This is a genomic window from Herbidospora sakaeratensis, assembly GCF_001570525.1.
Classification (GTDB): Bacteria; Actinomycetota; Actinomycetes; order Streptosporangiales; family Streptosporangiaceae; genus Herbidospora; species Herbidospora sakaeratensis.
Map to the genome: position 1 here is coordinate 17,428 of NZ_BBXC01000019.1, position 13,095 is coordinate 30,522.

Below are 13,095 nucleotides of genomic sequence, written 5' to 3' on the forward strand. Positions count from 1 at the left end.
CGCGCCGCCAGTGTGGCTGATCAACCGAACGAAGGAGATGTTCCACGTGAAACACCGCCGCCTGGCCGTTTCCGGCCTGCTGGCCCTGGCCGTGACCTTCGGCGTGACCGGTGCCGCCAACGCCACCGACGACGCCCCGACCCTCAAGCCGGTCGGAGGCTCCATCGCCTGCACCGCCGGGGGCGAGGGCATCGAGATCAAGGAAGGCGTCGTCACCATCGACGGCAAGGAGGTCGCCAGCCTCTCCGTCACCAAGGCCATCCCGGCGATCCCCGCCGAGCCCGGCGCACAGGCCGGGGGAGAGAACGTCGCATCAGCGGTCCCGGCCCCGCCCGGCGAGGCGGGCAAGCCGACCGACGTGGTGATCGCCGCTCCCCTCACCGGAGAGGCCGGGGAGAACGGCGGACCGGTGACCCTGCCCGCACAGCCGCTCCACGGCAAGGTCATCGCCGCGATCCCGGCGGGCGAGGCAGGCGTCAAGGCAGGAGTCGACGCGGCGCAGCCGGCCGCTCCTGAAGGCCCGACGCACACCACCGCCGACGAGTCCGGCGACGCCGGACCGTCGTTCTCCGGCGACGGTCCCGACGCGCCGGAGGGCGCCAAGGTCGTCTGCTTCGCCGCCGCGGTGCCGGCCGGTTCGGCGGTCCCCGCGGCTCCCGAGGCCCCCGCCGAGGACTGACCCGGCTAGAACTTCGGGACGAACCGGCCCGTCCGAGCCATGTAGGCGGTGAAGGCCGCCCCGTGCACCCGGGCGAGGTAGGGCTCCTCGACCACCCGGACCTGGATCTCGACCGCCACGACCAGTGAGAGAAGGGCGGCGAGCGAGACCCAGGTCGGCACCAGCAGGGGGAGCCCGATCAGGGCGACGACCATCGCGGTGAAGATCGGGTTGCGGACGAGCCCGAAGACGCCGGTCGTCACCAGGTCGGTGCGTTCGTCCGCGTCGACGCCGACGCGCCAGGAGGCGCCCATGGCGTGCTGCGCGGCCAGGGTCAGGATCAGCCCGGCGACCGCGAACAGGAGCCCGACGGCCATAGGCTCCCGCGCCGCCGGGGTGATCCCGGCCAGTTCCAGGACCGGCGCGGCCACCGTGAGCGCGATGCTCAGGACGAAGAGCATCCCGCCCCACCAGCCGAGGCTGAGGACCGGCTCTCGGATGCCGACGAAGCCGGTGCTCCCGGTGGCCCGCCATTGGGCCCAGCTCCGGTAGCCGAAGGCCAGGACCAGGCCCAGGCCGTAGATCAGTAACGCGGGGAGACTCATTCCTCGCTCCGGTGGACGGGGCCGTGGGGGTCGGCGCAGTGGCCGTCGCCGATGGTCAGCATGTCGGGGTGAGCGTGGTCGACCTGGAGGGTGGTGTGCTCGATCCCGTAGGCGTCGTGCACGAGCTTCTCGGCGGCCGACCGGGCCGCGTGGCAGTCGGAGCCGGGGGTGACGAGGATGTGCGCCGAGAGGGCGGCGTACCCGGAGGTGACCTCCCAGATGTGCAGGTCGTGCACCTCGACGACGTCGGGGAGGCCGGCCAGCCGGCGGCCGGTCTCGGCGGGGTTGAGGCCCACGGGGGCGGCCTCCATGAAGACCCGGCCGGCGTCGCGGACCAGCCCCCACCCGGCCTTGACCATCAGCAGGGCGACGACCAGGGCGGCCACGGCGTCGGCGCGGGACCAGCCGGTGAAGTAGACGACGAGACCGGCGATCGTGGTCGCGATGAACGCGAACAGGTCGTTGAGGATGTGCTGGTAGGCGCCTTCGACGTTGAGGCGCGACCGGTCGGCCTTGCGCAGCAGCCAGGTCGCGATCAGGTTGATCACGATGCCCGCCAGGCCGGTGAAGACCACGAAGAGGCCCTCGACCTCGGGCGGGAAGATGAGCCGCCGCACGCCTTCGTAAACGAAGAAGGCGGCCAGCAGCAGCAGGGTGATGCCGTTGATCTGCGCCGAGATGATCTCGGCGCGTTTGAGGCCGTAGGTGAAGCCGCCCATCGGGGGCCGGGCCGCGATCCGCATGGCGACGAGGGCGAAGAAGATGGCGAACGCGTCGGTCAGCATGTGACCGGCGTCGGTGATCAACGCCAGCGATCCGGCGATGAAGCCGATGACCACCTCGACGGCCATGAAGGCGACGATGAGCGCCAGCGCCGCGCTCAGATATCGCCGGTCGGCGTCCTGCGAGACGGCGTGGCCATGCCCGTGCCCGTGGTCACTCACTGGTCTTCCCGTCGTGTCGCATGTGCGTGATGGCCAGGTCGAACAGCAGCCGCACGTGGGAGTCGGCCAGCTGGTAGTAGGCCATCCGGCCGGCCCGCCGCACCTTCACCACCCGGTGGCTGCGCAGCAGCCGCAACGCGTGGGACGCCGCCGACATGCTCTGCCCGGTGGCCGCCGCCAGGTCGCACACGCACATCTCGCCGCCTTCGAGCAGGGCGGCCAGCAACCGGAGCCGCCCGGGATCGGCGAGCAGCCCGAACACCTCGGAAAGGTCACCGACCAGGTCGTCGTCGGGCATCACGGAACGGACGTGGGCCACTCGCTCGGCGTCGACGCACGCGTCGGGGGCGATGGCCACTGCGACATTTGAACGATTATTCATACGTCGATGCTAAAACAACGGGCCGCCCCCCGGAAGGGGACGGCCCGCGGTTGGTTGTGGACTACCCGTCAGAAGCGGTTGTAGTAACCGCCCAGCTGGTCTCGGTAGAGCGGGTCCTTGAAGGTGGTCTCGTCGTACTCGGGAGCGTTCTTGATCTCTTCCTTCGTACGCGCGATGAAGACCTTCTGCTGCTGCGGGTCGATCTCGGTGACCGTGCCGGCAGGCAGGACGACCTTCTTACCGAAGATCCAGGGACCGGTGTCGACGACGAGATAGCTGTCGCCCACCTCGTAGTTCGACTCGTCCACTGAGCCGATCTTTCCGTCTGTCGCCTCGACCGTGAATCCGGTCACGTCCAGGGTCGTGGTGGGATCCTGTACGCCCTGACGGTAGGTCCAGAGGTTGTCGTTCGGCTGCATATGCCTTCGCTCTCCTTTGTGGGGGTTGCGGTTGTGGCACTGCACCTACTGCCCGGCCGAACCGCGTTAAACATGCCGTTTCGCGGCGATCGTCCCGGGCAACCCCTGACTGGAAGGGGGCGAACCACCATGACAGAACCCGATGACCAGGGCATTCAGGACGTCGATCTCGACGCCGAAGACCTCGTCGAGGACACCGACCACCCGATCGGTCTCGATGAAGACCCCGACGACGACTCCCTCGACCGGCGGCTGTCCGCCGAGGAGCCCGAGGCCCATCTGCACCACGCCCGCGAGGAGCGCGAGGGGGCCGGCCGGCTGGTCGATCCCGACGAAGGAGCACGTGAGGACGTCGACGACGAACTCGTGGGCGAGGACGCGGGAGACGACGGCGGGCGTTATTCGGCCGAGGAAGCGGCGATGCGCGTGGAACGCGATATGTGATCTAAACCACAAATCCGGAAATGTCGGGTCATGATCCGCGTGGGTGAGCCTCGTCCCATAACATCCGTTACAACCGAGGCTGCAGCCGCGAAGGAGAAGGACGTGACGTCCGAGGAGCAGGCCCCTGCGGGAATCGACCCATCGGTTCCGAGCGTGGCCCGGATCTACGACTACTGGCTCGGCGGCAAGGACAACTTCGCGTCCGACCGCGCGGCGGCCGACAAGTTACTCGAATTCGTGCCCGACGCCCGGGAGATGTGCCGGGAGAATCGGGCCTTCCTCACCCGGACGGTCTCACTGATCGCCGGCGAGGGCGTCGACCAGTTCGTCGACATCGGCAGCGGGCTGCCCACCCAGGACAACACCCACCAGGTGGCGCAGCGCGTCAATCCCGACGCGCGGGTCGTCTACGTCGACAACGACCCCATCGTGCTGGTGCACGGCCGGGCGTTGCTCGAGGAGAACACGAACACCCGGGTCGTCGACGGGGACCTGCGGAAACCCGGGGCGATGCTCGCCGATCCCGAGGTGACCGAGCTCGTCGACTTCAACCGGCCGGTGGCCGTGCTGCTGCTTTCGATCCTGCACTTCGTCAACGACGACGACGAAGCCAGTGCGATCATGGCGGAGATCCGGTCGAAGCTGGCGCCCGGCAGCTACGTGGTGCTGGCCCACGGCTTCCCCGGTGAGATGAGCGACGAAAAGCTCGAATCGGTGCGGGAGGTCTATGCGAAGACCGCCCCCGGCGGCGTGACCGGACGCTCCCGCGCGCAGATCGCGAGTTACTTCGAGGGTATGGAGGTCGTCGAGCCCGGAATCGTGCCCAGCGAGGCCTGGCGCCCCGACGTTCCGTGGGACGTTCCGGTCGACTTCACCAAACACAGCGTGCTCGGAGTGGTCGCGCGGGTGCGTTAGGCCATGACCAGGTGTTCGGGTGCGCGGTGCGGGATCGCGACCGTGCAGTCGGGCATCAGCAGACCGGTGTCGTCGAACAGCACGACGCCGTTGCACAGCAGGCTCCAGCCCTGTTCGGGGTGGGCCGCCACGACGTGGGCGGACGAGCGGTCGGAAGCGTAAGCGGACGGACAGTGCGGCTGGTGCTGACACATGATGGGCACCTCTCCCCAGGTGGTGCGGTTTGTTGTTGCTCTGTTGGCCTCAGAAGGGCAGGAGACGACCTGACGGAGTGCGAAGGTCGAGGCTCGGCTTGGGCGCCTTCGGCGGCTTCGGCTGGATGCGGATCTGCTTCATCCTCATCACGATCCCTTAGCTGTAGGTCGGACCGACTCGGACGTGCACCCCTTCATCATCTCAACCGCGACCGACAGTTTCCTCGTCTTTTTGCGGGTTCGGGATGCTTCTCCGGGCTGAGTTGCGGCCCACGGACTTATCGCTTCAATCGTGCTAACGGATGACCTTCAGGTCGTAAAGGTTCAACTCTCTTGTCGATCAAAGCCAGGCGACTCGCGGCTGTCGCCGCGTCCCTCGTGATCGTCGCTTCCGGTCTTGCCGTTCGGGCGGTCTTCGAGGGACCCTTCGCCAAATACTGCGGCACTTCGTTGTACTCATCCTTTATAACCACTTTTGCCCTTGCATGGTTCCCACGGACGCGACCTTTTGTCGCCGCTGGGGCCTCAGTGATCTTCTGCTGGGCCGTCGAGTTCACGCAGCTCACCCCCCTTCTGGCGGAACTCGCGGCCCGATTCCCCGTATCCGCAGTGGTTTTCGGAACCACCTTCAATCTTCCTGATCTTTTCTGGTACGTCGTCGGCGCCCTCGCGGCGGCCGGATTTTTTACCTGGCTGGAGCAGAAGAATTCGAGGGCAAAGGATGACGATCGTTGACGATCTTTGACCCGAGCCGCGAAGGCCACCAGATTCGGTCTCCGGCGTCGATCGTGAGGGCCGTCAGGAGCACCGACCTGACCACGAACGTGTCGAGCAGCACGCCGAAGGCGACGATGAATCCGATTTCGGCCAGCACCACCAGAGGCAGCACCCCGAGGACGGCGAAGGTCGCGGCGAGCACCACGCCGGCCGAGGTGATGACCCCGCCGGTGGCCGACAACGCGATGAGCGCGGCCTTCCTGGTGCCGTGTTCGGCGGTCTCCTCGCGGACGCGGGTGATCAGGAAGATGTTGTAGTCGACGCCCACGGCCACCAGGAACACGAACGCCAGCAGGGGCACGCCTGTTTCCGTCGCGGCGAACCCGAAGACGTGCGTGAAGATCAGGCCCGAGACCCCCAGCGTGGCCGCGAACGAGAGCACGACCGTGGCGATGACCAGCAGCGGCGCGACCACGGCCCGGAGCAGGATGCCCAGGATGATCACGATCACGACCAGGATGAGCGGGATGATCAGGCGGGCGTCGTGTTCCGAGGCGCGTTCGGCGTCGAGGGCCTCGGCGACGGTGCCGCCGACCTGCGCGCCGGGGATCTCCCGGAGCCGCTCGACGGTCTCCGGGTCCGTGACCGAGCCGTTGATGAGGGCGTTCGGCCCGGCCACGACCGGCTCGGCGACCGACGTCACGCCGGGGTCGGCTTCCAGGGCGGTCTTGACCTGGGCGGCCTGCCCGGCGGGGGCGATGACGACCAGGGAGCCGTCCTGGGTGGCGGGGAAGTTCTTGGCGAGCAGTTCTGCGCCGATGACGGAGTCGGGGCGGCCCCGGTAGGTGTCGGCGTCGGCCAGGGGGCCGATGGTGATGACGCTGAGCGTGGCCGCCATGCCGGCCAGCACGACCGTGGTGATGATCCAGGTGCGCCGGGGGCGGCGCGCCACCGCCGTGCCGATGCGGGTCCAGATGCCGGCCGAGGTCTCCGCGGTGCCGTACCGGGGGATGCGGGGCCAGAAGACCCCGCGCGGGACCAGCACCAGCAGGGCGGGCAGCAGCGTCAACATGGCGACCAGGGCGCAGACCACACCGGCGGCGCAGACCGGGCCGAGACCGCGGGTGGCGCTCTGGTCGGCGGCGAGCAGGCAGAGCAGGGCCGCGACGACGGTCGCGGCGCTGGCCACGATCGCGGGGGCGGCGCGTTTCCAGGCCACGGTCATGGCCGTCACCCGGTTCTCGTGCCGGGTGAGCTCCTCGCGGTAACGGGCCACGAGCAGCAGGGCGTAGTCGGTGGCGATGCCGAAGACCAGCACGAGCAGGATGCCGCCGCTCTGCCCGCTGACGGTGAAGTCGGCGTAGCGCGCCAGCAGGTAGGCGCCGGCCTGGGCGCTGACCAGCGCGGCCCCGGCCGAGAAGAAGGGGATGAGCCAGAGCAGCGGCCCCCGGTAGGTGAGCAGCAGGACGACGATGACCACGATCGAGGTCGCGATGAGCAGCGTCAGGTCGATGGAGCCGAACACCTCGATGGCGTCGGCGCTCTGCCCGGCCGGACCGGTGACGTAGGCGCCCGGCCCGGCGAGTTCCCTGAGCCGGTCGACCTCGGCGGTCAGCGATTCCAGGTCACCGCCCTCCAGCGGCACCACCGCCCGCACCACGTTCCCGGACGCCTCGGCCCGTGGGAAACTCTCCCGGACCTCCTCGACCGACTTGTCCTCCCAGACGATGATCGCCGGGATCTGGCCGCCTTGGGCGAAGGCCCGCCTGGCCTGCTCGACCTGGGTCGACTCGGCGCTGGCCGGCAAATAGGCCGAGGGGTCGTTGTTCCTTACCTCCTCGAGCTTCCCGCTCAGCATTCCGGCTCCGGCCAGCAGAACCAGCCAGATCGCCAACGTCAGCCATGCCCGTTTCATGGGTGCTCTTTCTCCTCGTCAAAGCTAAGGGACCTTAGCATCACCTTCGCGGGACCGACCGCTGCGGTTGCACCGGAGAATCGTTCATATGGACGACCTGCCCACCTGGCCCACCGGACGTCTGCTGCTGGTCGCCGCCCGGCTGGTCGAACGCGAGTGGAACCACATCCTGGCCGGTCACGGCCTCACCCACGCCGGCTTCCTGGTGCTGCACACCCTGGCCGAGGGGCCGCTGGCCCAGCGCGAACTCGCCGTCCGCACCTACGTGGAGGAGCAGACCATCGGCCCGGTGCTCGAACGCCTCGAACGCGCCGGGCACGTGACGAGGGAACGCGACCGGGCCGACCGCCGCCGGGTCGTGGTGACCAGAACCGCGTCGGGCGCCGAGGTGTACGACGCCCTCACGGCCGCCGACGCGGCGGAATCGATCATCACGGTCCGGGATCTGGGGGCGTTCCGTGATGACCTGATGAGGATCATCACGAAGATCCGCCCTACGTAGTCACGTACAACGAGATGGCGAACGGGCGGTCGGTGTCCTCGACGACCTGTTCGGCCGCCAGCTTGAGGCTGGCGTCGAAGAAGCGGTGCAACCGGCGGGCCTCCGGCCACGGGTGCACGCTGAGCAGCACGGCCTCCGGCCCGAGCAGCCCGCAGAGCCGCGCCGAGGCGTCCTCCAGCCGGCCGCCGAGGTAGTAGAGGGTCTCCGAGCAGACGACGAGGTCGTAGCGCCCGGTCAGCGAGAACAGGTCGGCCTGCAGGAAACGCACGGACGGCGCGTTACGACGAGCCCGGGTCAGGGCGGTCTCGGAGATGTCGACGCCGGTGATCTCGGCGTCGGGGCGGGCCGCCGCCAGCATGCCGGTGAAGACGCCCTCGCTGCACCCCACGTCGATGATCGTGCGGTAACCCCGGTCGGGCAGCGCCTTCAGGGTCTCCTCGTACTTGCGCCGCTCGTAGGGGCTCGTCGCGTGGAGCCAGGGGTCGGGGCTGCGGTGCCACCAGTCGAAGTAGTGCCGGAGGACGAGGGACTGCCGATGGGGCGTGAGCAGGGAGATCGTCCGGAAGAGGGTGCGGTGGAGCAGGTCGGAGAGCTGGGCCAATGCGCTTCCTCTCGAAGGGGATGTAAAGAAAACTAGACACGATGTACAAGTTGCTTTACCTTCAAGCTATGACAATGCTGGAAAAACGGGCATGGGTCTACCTGTTCGTCACCCTCGTCATCTACGGGGGCTACGTCGTGGTGATACTCAGCCGGAGCGGCGCCGTGCCGCTCACCGAAGTCGACTATGTACCCCTCCTGCTGTGGTCCCTCGGCATTTCCATCGGGTCGTCGATCGTGGTCGGCATCGTCGCCGGGATGATCGGCGACCGGAGCACCCGGACCGACGTCCGCGACAAGGAGATCGACCAGCTCGGCGACCGGATCGGGCAGGCGTTCACCGTCATCGGGGCGCTCGGCGCGTTCGTGCTCGCGCTCGTCGAGGCCCCCTACTTCTGGATCGCCAACACGATCTACCTCGGGTTCGCCCTGTCGATGATCGTCGGCTCGCTGGCCAAGATCGTCGCCTACCGCCGAGGCGGGTTCCAGGAGTGGTGAAACCCACGAAGGTCACCAACACGATCCGCGCGCTGCGCTTCGCCAACGGGGAGATGACCCAGGCGGAGCTCGCCGACCGGCTCGGGGTCACCCGTCAGACCGTCATCGCCATCGAGGCGGGCCGCTACTCGCCCTCGCTGGAGATGGCCTTCCAGATCGCCCGCGTTTTCGACGTCTCCTTGGAAGAGGTGTTCCAGTACCCGTGAAAGCCATGGTGCACAGGACGTACGGCCACTTAGAGCAGGCCGAGCTGCCCGTTCCCGTCGTCCAGGACGACGAGGTCCTGATCCGCGTCAAGGCCGCCGGGGTCGACCCCGGCGTCTACTACCGGATGATGGGCGTCCCCTATCTCGTGCGGATGATGGGCTTCGGCTTCACCCGGCCGAAGCAGCCGGTCGCCGGCGGCGACGTCGCCGGGGTGGTCGAGAAGGTCGGCGCGAAGGTCACCCGCCTGAAGGTCGGCGACGAGGTCTTCGGCACCTCCGAGGGCAGCTTCGCCGAGTTCGTCGTCGCCAAGGAGGGCCTGCTGGCCCACAAGCCCGCCAACGTGAGCTGGGAACAGGCCGCGGCCGTGCCCACCTCGGCCACCACCGCGCTGCGCGGCGTCAAGGCCGCGGGCCCCGGCAAGAAGGCGCTGGTCGTGGGGGCCGCCGGTGGCGTGGGAACGTTCCTGGTGCAGCTCCACGAGGGAGAGGTCACCGCCGTGTGCAGCGGCGGAAAAGCCGATCTGGTACGGCAGCTCGGCGCCGCCCACGTCGTCGACTACACCACGGACGACCTCGGCACCGGCACCTACGACGTGGTCTACGACGTCTACGGCGGCCGCGACATCAGCGTGCTGCGCCGCCGGCTCACCCCCGACGGGAAGCTGATCCTGCTCGGCGGGAAGCCGAAGGGGAAGGTGATCGGCATCGGCCGGACCCTGCGCGCGATGCTGCTCAACCCGTTCATCCGGCAGCAGATCGTGATGCTGTTCGTCTTCCCGACCACCCAGGAGTTCGAGGAGCTGGGCGAACGTCTCGCCGACGGCACGCTGGTCCCCGCGCTCGACCGGACCTTCCCGCTGAGCGAGACGAAGGAGGCCATCGCCCACGTCATGGCCGGCCGAGCGAAGGGGAAGAGCGTCATCACCCTGTGAAAGTCGCCACCTCCCTGATCAGCTCGTGCACGCGGGCAGCCTGATGCTCCAGGCCCATCCCGACCTCTCCCAGTAGTTCCGCCGCGGCCCGCAGCAGCTCCTCGGCCCGCCGCTCCCGGCTCTCCGCCGCCGCCATCACCTTGGCGGGATCGACCGTCACCATCGCGGACAGCCGCTCGTTCTCCTGGTGCAGCCAGCGCAGGCTGCTCTCCACCTCGTTGAGGAACACGTCGACCTCGGCCAGGTCGTATCCCTCACGCAGTCGTCCGGTCGTGAACACCTTGGTCCGCACGTCCTCCGGCGTCAGCACCATGTCGGGTCAGCCCTTTCTCGCTACCGCGTCTACCAGATAGTCACGCTGTGGCAGGGTCAGGTCGCCCACGGTGGACGACTCGGGGATGCCGTGAGCGGTCAGATCCCGCCCGGCCAGCCGGCCCCGGAGCAACCACCAGATCGAGGTCTGCCTGGTCAGCCGGTCGGTGCGGGCCAGGATCTCGGCCAGGCTCAGGCGTCCGGTGGTCAGCGCCCAGCGCAGCTGGGAGCGGTCTTTGGGGGTGAACGCCGGGGCGGGCTCGGGGAGCGGCAGCGGGATCGCCACCGGCCGCCGGATCATGGCGGCCACCGGCGTGGTCTCGCCGGCGGAGACGGGCATCCACTGGGCGACGGCCAGGGTGGCGGCCAGGGCCGCGGCGACGCCGCCGGCGGCCACCGCCGCCCGCCGGGGCACCCGCCCGGTCTCACCGCCCGCCAGGCGGAAGCCGACCAGGGCGGTGCGCAGCAGCACTCCGGCGATCGTGCCCAGCAGGATCGGCGTGGCCTGCGGGGGGATCGGGCTCATCTCGGCGATGAGGATGCCGACGACCGGGCTGAGGCAGGCCAGCACCATCCAGAAGGCGATCTTCCGCCCGGCCAGGTCGAGCATCGCCGTGAGGGCCAGGCCCTCGCTCAGCGAGTGGATCAGCAACGCCAGCAGCACCACCAGGGAGGCGCCCGACAACGTGAGACTGGCGCCCTCGATCGCCCGGTGGATGGCCAGCGCGATGGCGGTGCCGGTGCCGCCGAACAGGGCCGCCGTGGCGACGGCCTTCACCCGGCGATGAACCCCGGCGGCGTGCCGGGCGGCCTCCTTCGGGTGTTCGTGGGCGCAACCCTCACGCGTGAAATAGGTGATCACCGCGAAACCGAGGACGATCGACACGCCGAGCACCCACAGGGGCACGTTCTGCTCGATCGCGTCGTCGACCGCGTCGGGCAGGATCTCGCCCAGCGCCGTGACCAGCATCAACGCCGACGCGATCGCCAGGCCGACGCTCACTTTGGTGGAACTCCGCCGGGCCAGCCATGACCCGGCGAGCGTGGCCACCGCGATCAACACCGCCTCGAGCCATACGGACATGACCATTCAACACCTCTCCGCAGCACAATGACCTGCGATGATTACGGAGAGTAGATAGCCATGTGACGCTCGGTTTACACATGTGATCAAGTCTTCAAACGACCAGCCGCAGTGCGCGGGGGCACACTGCGGCTGGTCGATCACTCGTGACGCGGCGGTCCGGGCGCGGCCGGTCGGCGCCGATCGCGGCGGGGGCCGGGAGCGGCGGCCGGTGCCGGCCAGGCGGAGCCGTAACGGAAAGAAACTACGGGTGCAGCTGGGTGCAGACCGCCTTGACCTCGGTGTACGCCTCCAGGACCTCGTGGCCCATCTCGCGGCCCCAGCCGCTCTGCTTGTAGCCGCCGAACGGCAGTGCGGCGTCGAAGACGTTGTAGCAGTTGATCCAGACCGTGCCGGCGCGCAGCCGCTTGGCCAGCGCGTGGGCCTTGTTCACGTCGCGGGTCCAGATGCCGGCGCCGAGGCCGTAGGCGGTGTCGTTGGCCTGGGCGGCGAGTTCGTCGAGCGAGGAGAACGGCGAGGCGACCACGACCGGCCCGAAGATCTCCTCACGGACGATCGACATGTCGGGCGTGGTGTCGGTGATCACGGTCGGCTGCACGAAGTAGCCCCGGTCGCCGTGGCGCTGGCCGCCCGCGACGGTCCGGGCGCCCTCGGCGCGGCCCGACTCCAGGTAGCCGGTGACCCGGCGGAACTGCTCGTCGGAGACGAGCGGGCCCATCTGGGTCTCGGGGTCGAGGCCCGAGCCGAGCTTGATGCCGCGCGCGATGTCGGCGACCCCGCCGACCACCTCGTCGAAGCGGCTCTCGTGGACGAACAACCGCGACCCGGCGACGCAGCACTGGCCGTGGTTGAAGAAGATCGCGTTGGCCGCGCCCGGGATGGCCAGAGCCGGGTCGACGTCGTCGAAGACGACGTTGGGGCTCTTGCCGCCGAGTTCGAGGCTGACCTTCTTCAGGTTGCCCGCCGCGGCCTGCACGATCAGCTTGCCGACCTCGGTCGAGCCGGTGAAGGCGACCTTGTCGACCCCGTCGTGGGCGGCCAGGGCGGCCCCGGCGGTCTCGCCGTAGCCGGGCAGCACGTTGACCACGCCGTCGGGCAGGCCCGCCTCGGCCATGATCTCGGCCAGCCGGAGAGCGGACAGCGGCGTCTGCTCGGCGGGCTTGAGGATGACCGTGTTGCCGGTGGTGAGCGCGGGCCCGAGCTTCCAGGCCGCCATCAGCAGCGGGAAGTTCCACGGGATGATCTGCGCCACCACGCCGATCGGCTCTCTGAGGGTGTACGCGTGGAACTCCGACCCCGGCATGTAGGGCACGGAGAGGCTGATCGTGTTGCCCTCGATCTTGGTGGCCCACCCGGCCATGTAGCGGAACAACTCGGCCGCGAGCGGGATGTCGGCGGCGCGGGCGACCGCGTAGGGCTTGCCGTTGTCGAGCGATTCGAGCTGGGCGAGCTCGTCGCCGTACTGCTCGATCAGGTCGCCGATGCGCCAGATGATCCGGCCTCGCTCGGAGGCGGTCATGCGAGACCAGGGGCCTTCCTCGAAGGCAGCCCGGGCGGCGCGCACGGCCCGGTCGACGTCTTCCCTGTCGGCTTCGGCGATGTGGGCGAGTGTGTCGCCGGTGGCGGGGTTGGGTGTCGCGAAGGTGCGTCCGGAGGCGGCGTCGACCCACTGGCCGCCGATGAACAACTGGCGTGGAGTCGAGATGAAGTCCTGAACGCTCTTTTCCAGGGTGACCGTCATCAGCGTCGGTTCCCTTCCTACTAGACG

General features: G+C 68.9%; 18 protein-coding genes. 8 read left to right on the plus strand and 10 right to left on the minus strand.

Annotated elements, in window-relative coordinates; all coding sequences use genetic code 11:
* Positions 1-46: 46 nt before the first annotated feature.
* Complete coding sequence (locus AW271_RS29435; RefSeq protein ID WP_157554742.1) at positions 47-679, plus strand: hypothetical protein; 633 nt, start codon at positions 47-49, stop codon at positions 677-679.
* A 5-nt stretch (positions 680-684) separates the two neighbouring features.
* Here AW271_RS29435 and AW271_RS29440 read toward each other — a convergent pair whose 3' ends face one another.
* From AW271_RS29440 to AW271_RS29455, 4 genes are all read right to left on the minus strand, one after another.
* The gene (locus AW271_RS29440; protein WP_062340870.1) at positions 685-1,263 is read right to left on the minus strand and encodes a methyltransferase family protein; all 579 of its coding nucleotides are present in this window, start codon (positions 1,261-1,263) and stop codon (positions 685-687) included.
* Positions 1,260-2,207 (minus strand): cation diffusion facilitator family transporter, encoded by a 948-nt coding sequence (locus tag AW271_RS29445; protein WP_062340871.1) that lies wholly within the window; start codon positions 2,205-2,207, stop codon positions 1,260-1,262. The genes AW271_RS29440 and AW271_RS29445 overlap by 4 nt, the downstream gene beginning before the upstream one ends.
* Positions 2,200-2,565, minus strand: coding sequence for an ArsR/SmtB family transcription factor (locus tag AW271_RS29450; protein WP_275935787.1), 366 nt, complete (start codon positions 2,563-2,565; stop codon positions 2,200-2,202). The genes AW271_RS29445 and AW271_RS29450 overlap by 8 nt, the downstream gene beginning before the upstream one ends.
* Before the next feature lie 92 nt (positions 2,566-2,657).
* Complete coding sequence (locus tag AW271_RS29455; RefSeq protein WP_062340873.1) at positions 2,658-3,008, minus strand: hypothetical protein; 351 nt, start codon at positions 3,006-3,008, stop codon at positions 2,658-2,660.
* A gap of 129 nt (positions 3,009-3,137) precedes the next feature.
* Here AW271_RS29455 and AW271_RS29460 point away from each other — a divergent pair, with 129 nt between their 5' ends.
* Both AW271_RS29460 and AW271_RS29465 read left to right on the plus strand, forming a co-directional pair.
* Positions 3,138-3,452: a DUF5709 domain-containing protein gene (locus AW271_RS29460; RefSeq protein ID WP_062340874.1), complete on the plus strand. Its 315-nt coding sequence runs from the start codon at positions 3,138-3,140 to the stop codon at positions 3,450-3,452.
* Between the two features lie 102 nt (positions 3,453-3,554).
* Positions 3,555-4,367, plus strand: coding sequence for an SAM-dependent methyltransferase (locus AW271_RS29465; protein WP_062340875.1), 813 nt, complete (start codon positions 3,555-3,557; stop codon positions 4,365-4,367).
* Here AW271_RS29465 and AW271_RS29470 read toward each other — a convergent pair.
* The gene (locus AW271_RS29470; protein ID WP_062340876.1) at positions 4,364-4,561 is read right to left on the minus strand and encodes a DUF5999 family protein; all 198 of its coding nucleotides are present in this window, start codon (positions 4,559-4,561) and stop codon (positions 4,364-4,366) included. The genes AW271_RS29465 and AW271_RS29470 overlap by 4 nt on opposite strands.
* Positions 4,562-4,894: 333 nt before the next feature.
* On the opposite strand from AW271_RS29470, the gene AW271_RS39040 reads away from it, so the two are divergent.
* Entirely contained in the window at positions 4,895-5,296 is a 402-nt protein-coding gene (locus AW271_RS39040) for a ribosomal maturation YjgA family protein (RefSeq protein ID WP_083977435.1), read from the plus strand.
* Here the strand turns inward: AW271_RS39040 and AW271_RS29475 are convergent.
* Positions 5,247-7,193 (minus strand): MMPL family transporter, encoded by a 1,947-nt coding sequence (locus tag AW271_RS29475; RefSeq protein WP_062340877.1) that lies wholly within the window; start codon positions 7,191-7,193, stop codon positions 5,247-5,249. The genes AW271_RS39040 and AW271_RS29475 overlap by 50 nt on opposite strands.
* Positions 7,194-7,281: 88 nt before the next feature.
* Here AW271_RS29475 and AW271_RS29480 point away from each other — a divergent pair, with 88 nt between their 5' ends.
* Positions 7,282-7,695 (plus strand): MarR family winged helix-turn-helix transcriptional regulator, encoded by a 414-nt coding sequence (locus AW271_RS29480; RefSeq protein WP_062340878.1) that lies wholly within the window; start codon positions 7,282-7,284, stop codon positions 7,693-7,695.
* On the opposite strand, the gene AW271_RS29485 is transcribed toward AW271_RS29480, so the two are convergent.
* Positions 7,688-8,296 carry a class I SAM-dependent methyltransferase gene (locus tag AW271_RS29485; protein ID WP_062340879.1) on the minus strand — a complete coding sequence of 203 codons (609 nt, stop codon included), beginning with the start codon at positions 8,294-8,296 and terminating at the stop codon, positions 7,688-7,690. The two genes, AW271_RS29480 and AW271_RS29485, sit on opposite strands and share 8 nt — an antisense overlap.
* Before the next feature lie 68 nt (positions 8,297-8,364).
* Between AW271_RS29485 and AW271_RS29490 the strand changes: the two genes are divergently transcribed.
* From AW271_RS29490 to AW271_RS29500, 3 genes are read left to right on the plus strand one after another with little or no spacing between them, the layout of a single operon-like run.
* Positions 8,365-8,793: a hypothetical protein gene (locus AW271_RS29490; protein WP_062340880.1), complete on the plus strand. Its 429-nt coding sequence runs from the start codon at positions 8,365-8,367 to the stop codon at positions 8,791-8,793.
* Positions 8,790-8,999 (plus strand): helix-turn-helix transcriptional regulator, encoded by a 210-nt coding sequence (locus AW271_RS29495; RefSeq protein WP_425460169.1) that lies wholly within the window; start codon positions 8,790-8,792, stop codon positions 8,997-8,999. The genes AW271_RS29490 and AW271_RS29495 overlap by 4 nt, the downstream gene beginning before the upstream one ends.
* A 5-nt stretch (positions 9,000-9,004) precedes the next feature.
* Positions 9,005-9,931: an NAD(P)-dependent alcohol dehydrogenase gene (locus tag AW271_RS29500; RefSeq protein ID WP_062340882.1), complete on the plus strand. Its 927-nt coding sequence runs from the start codon at positions 9,005-9,007 to the stop codon at positions 9,929-9,931.
* On the opposite strand, the gene AW271_RS42980 is transcribed toward AW271_RS29500, so the two are convergent.
* The 3 genes from AW271_RS42980 to AW271_RS29515 all read right to left on the minus strand — a co-directional run bounded on the left by AW271_RS42980 (position 9,921) and on the right by AW271_RS29515 (position 13,068).
* Positions 9,921-10,244, minus strand: a complete 324-nt coding sequence (locus AW271_RS42980; protein ID WP_062340883.1) for a DivIVA domain-containing protein — start codon at positions 10,242-10,244, stop codon at positions 9,921-9,923. The two genes, AW271_RS29500 and AW271_RS42980, sit on opposite strands and share 11 nt — an antisense overlap.
* A gap of 6 nt (positions 10,245-10,250) precedes the next feature.
* On the minus strand, positions 10,251-11,327 hold the full coding sequence (locus AW271_RS29510; RefSeq protein WP_157554744.1) for a ZIP family metal transporter: 1,077 nt from the start codon (positions 11,325-11,327) through the stop codon (positions 10,251-10,253).
* A gap of 244 nt (positions 11,328-11,571) precedes the next feature.
* On the minus strand, positions 11,572-13,068 hold the full coding sequence (locus AW271_RS29515) for an aldehyde dehydrogenase family protein (protein WP_062340885.1): 1,497 nt from the start codon (positions 13,066-13,068) through the stop codon (positions 11,572-11,574).
* Positions 13,069-13,095 lie beyond the last annotated feature (27 nt).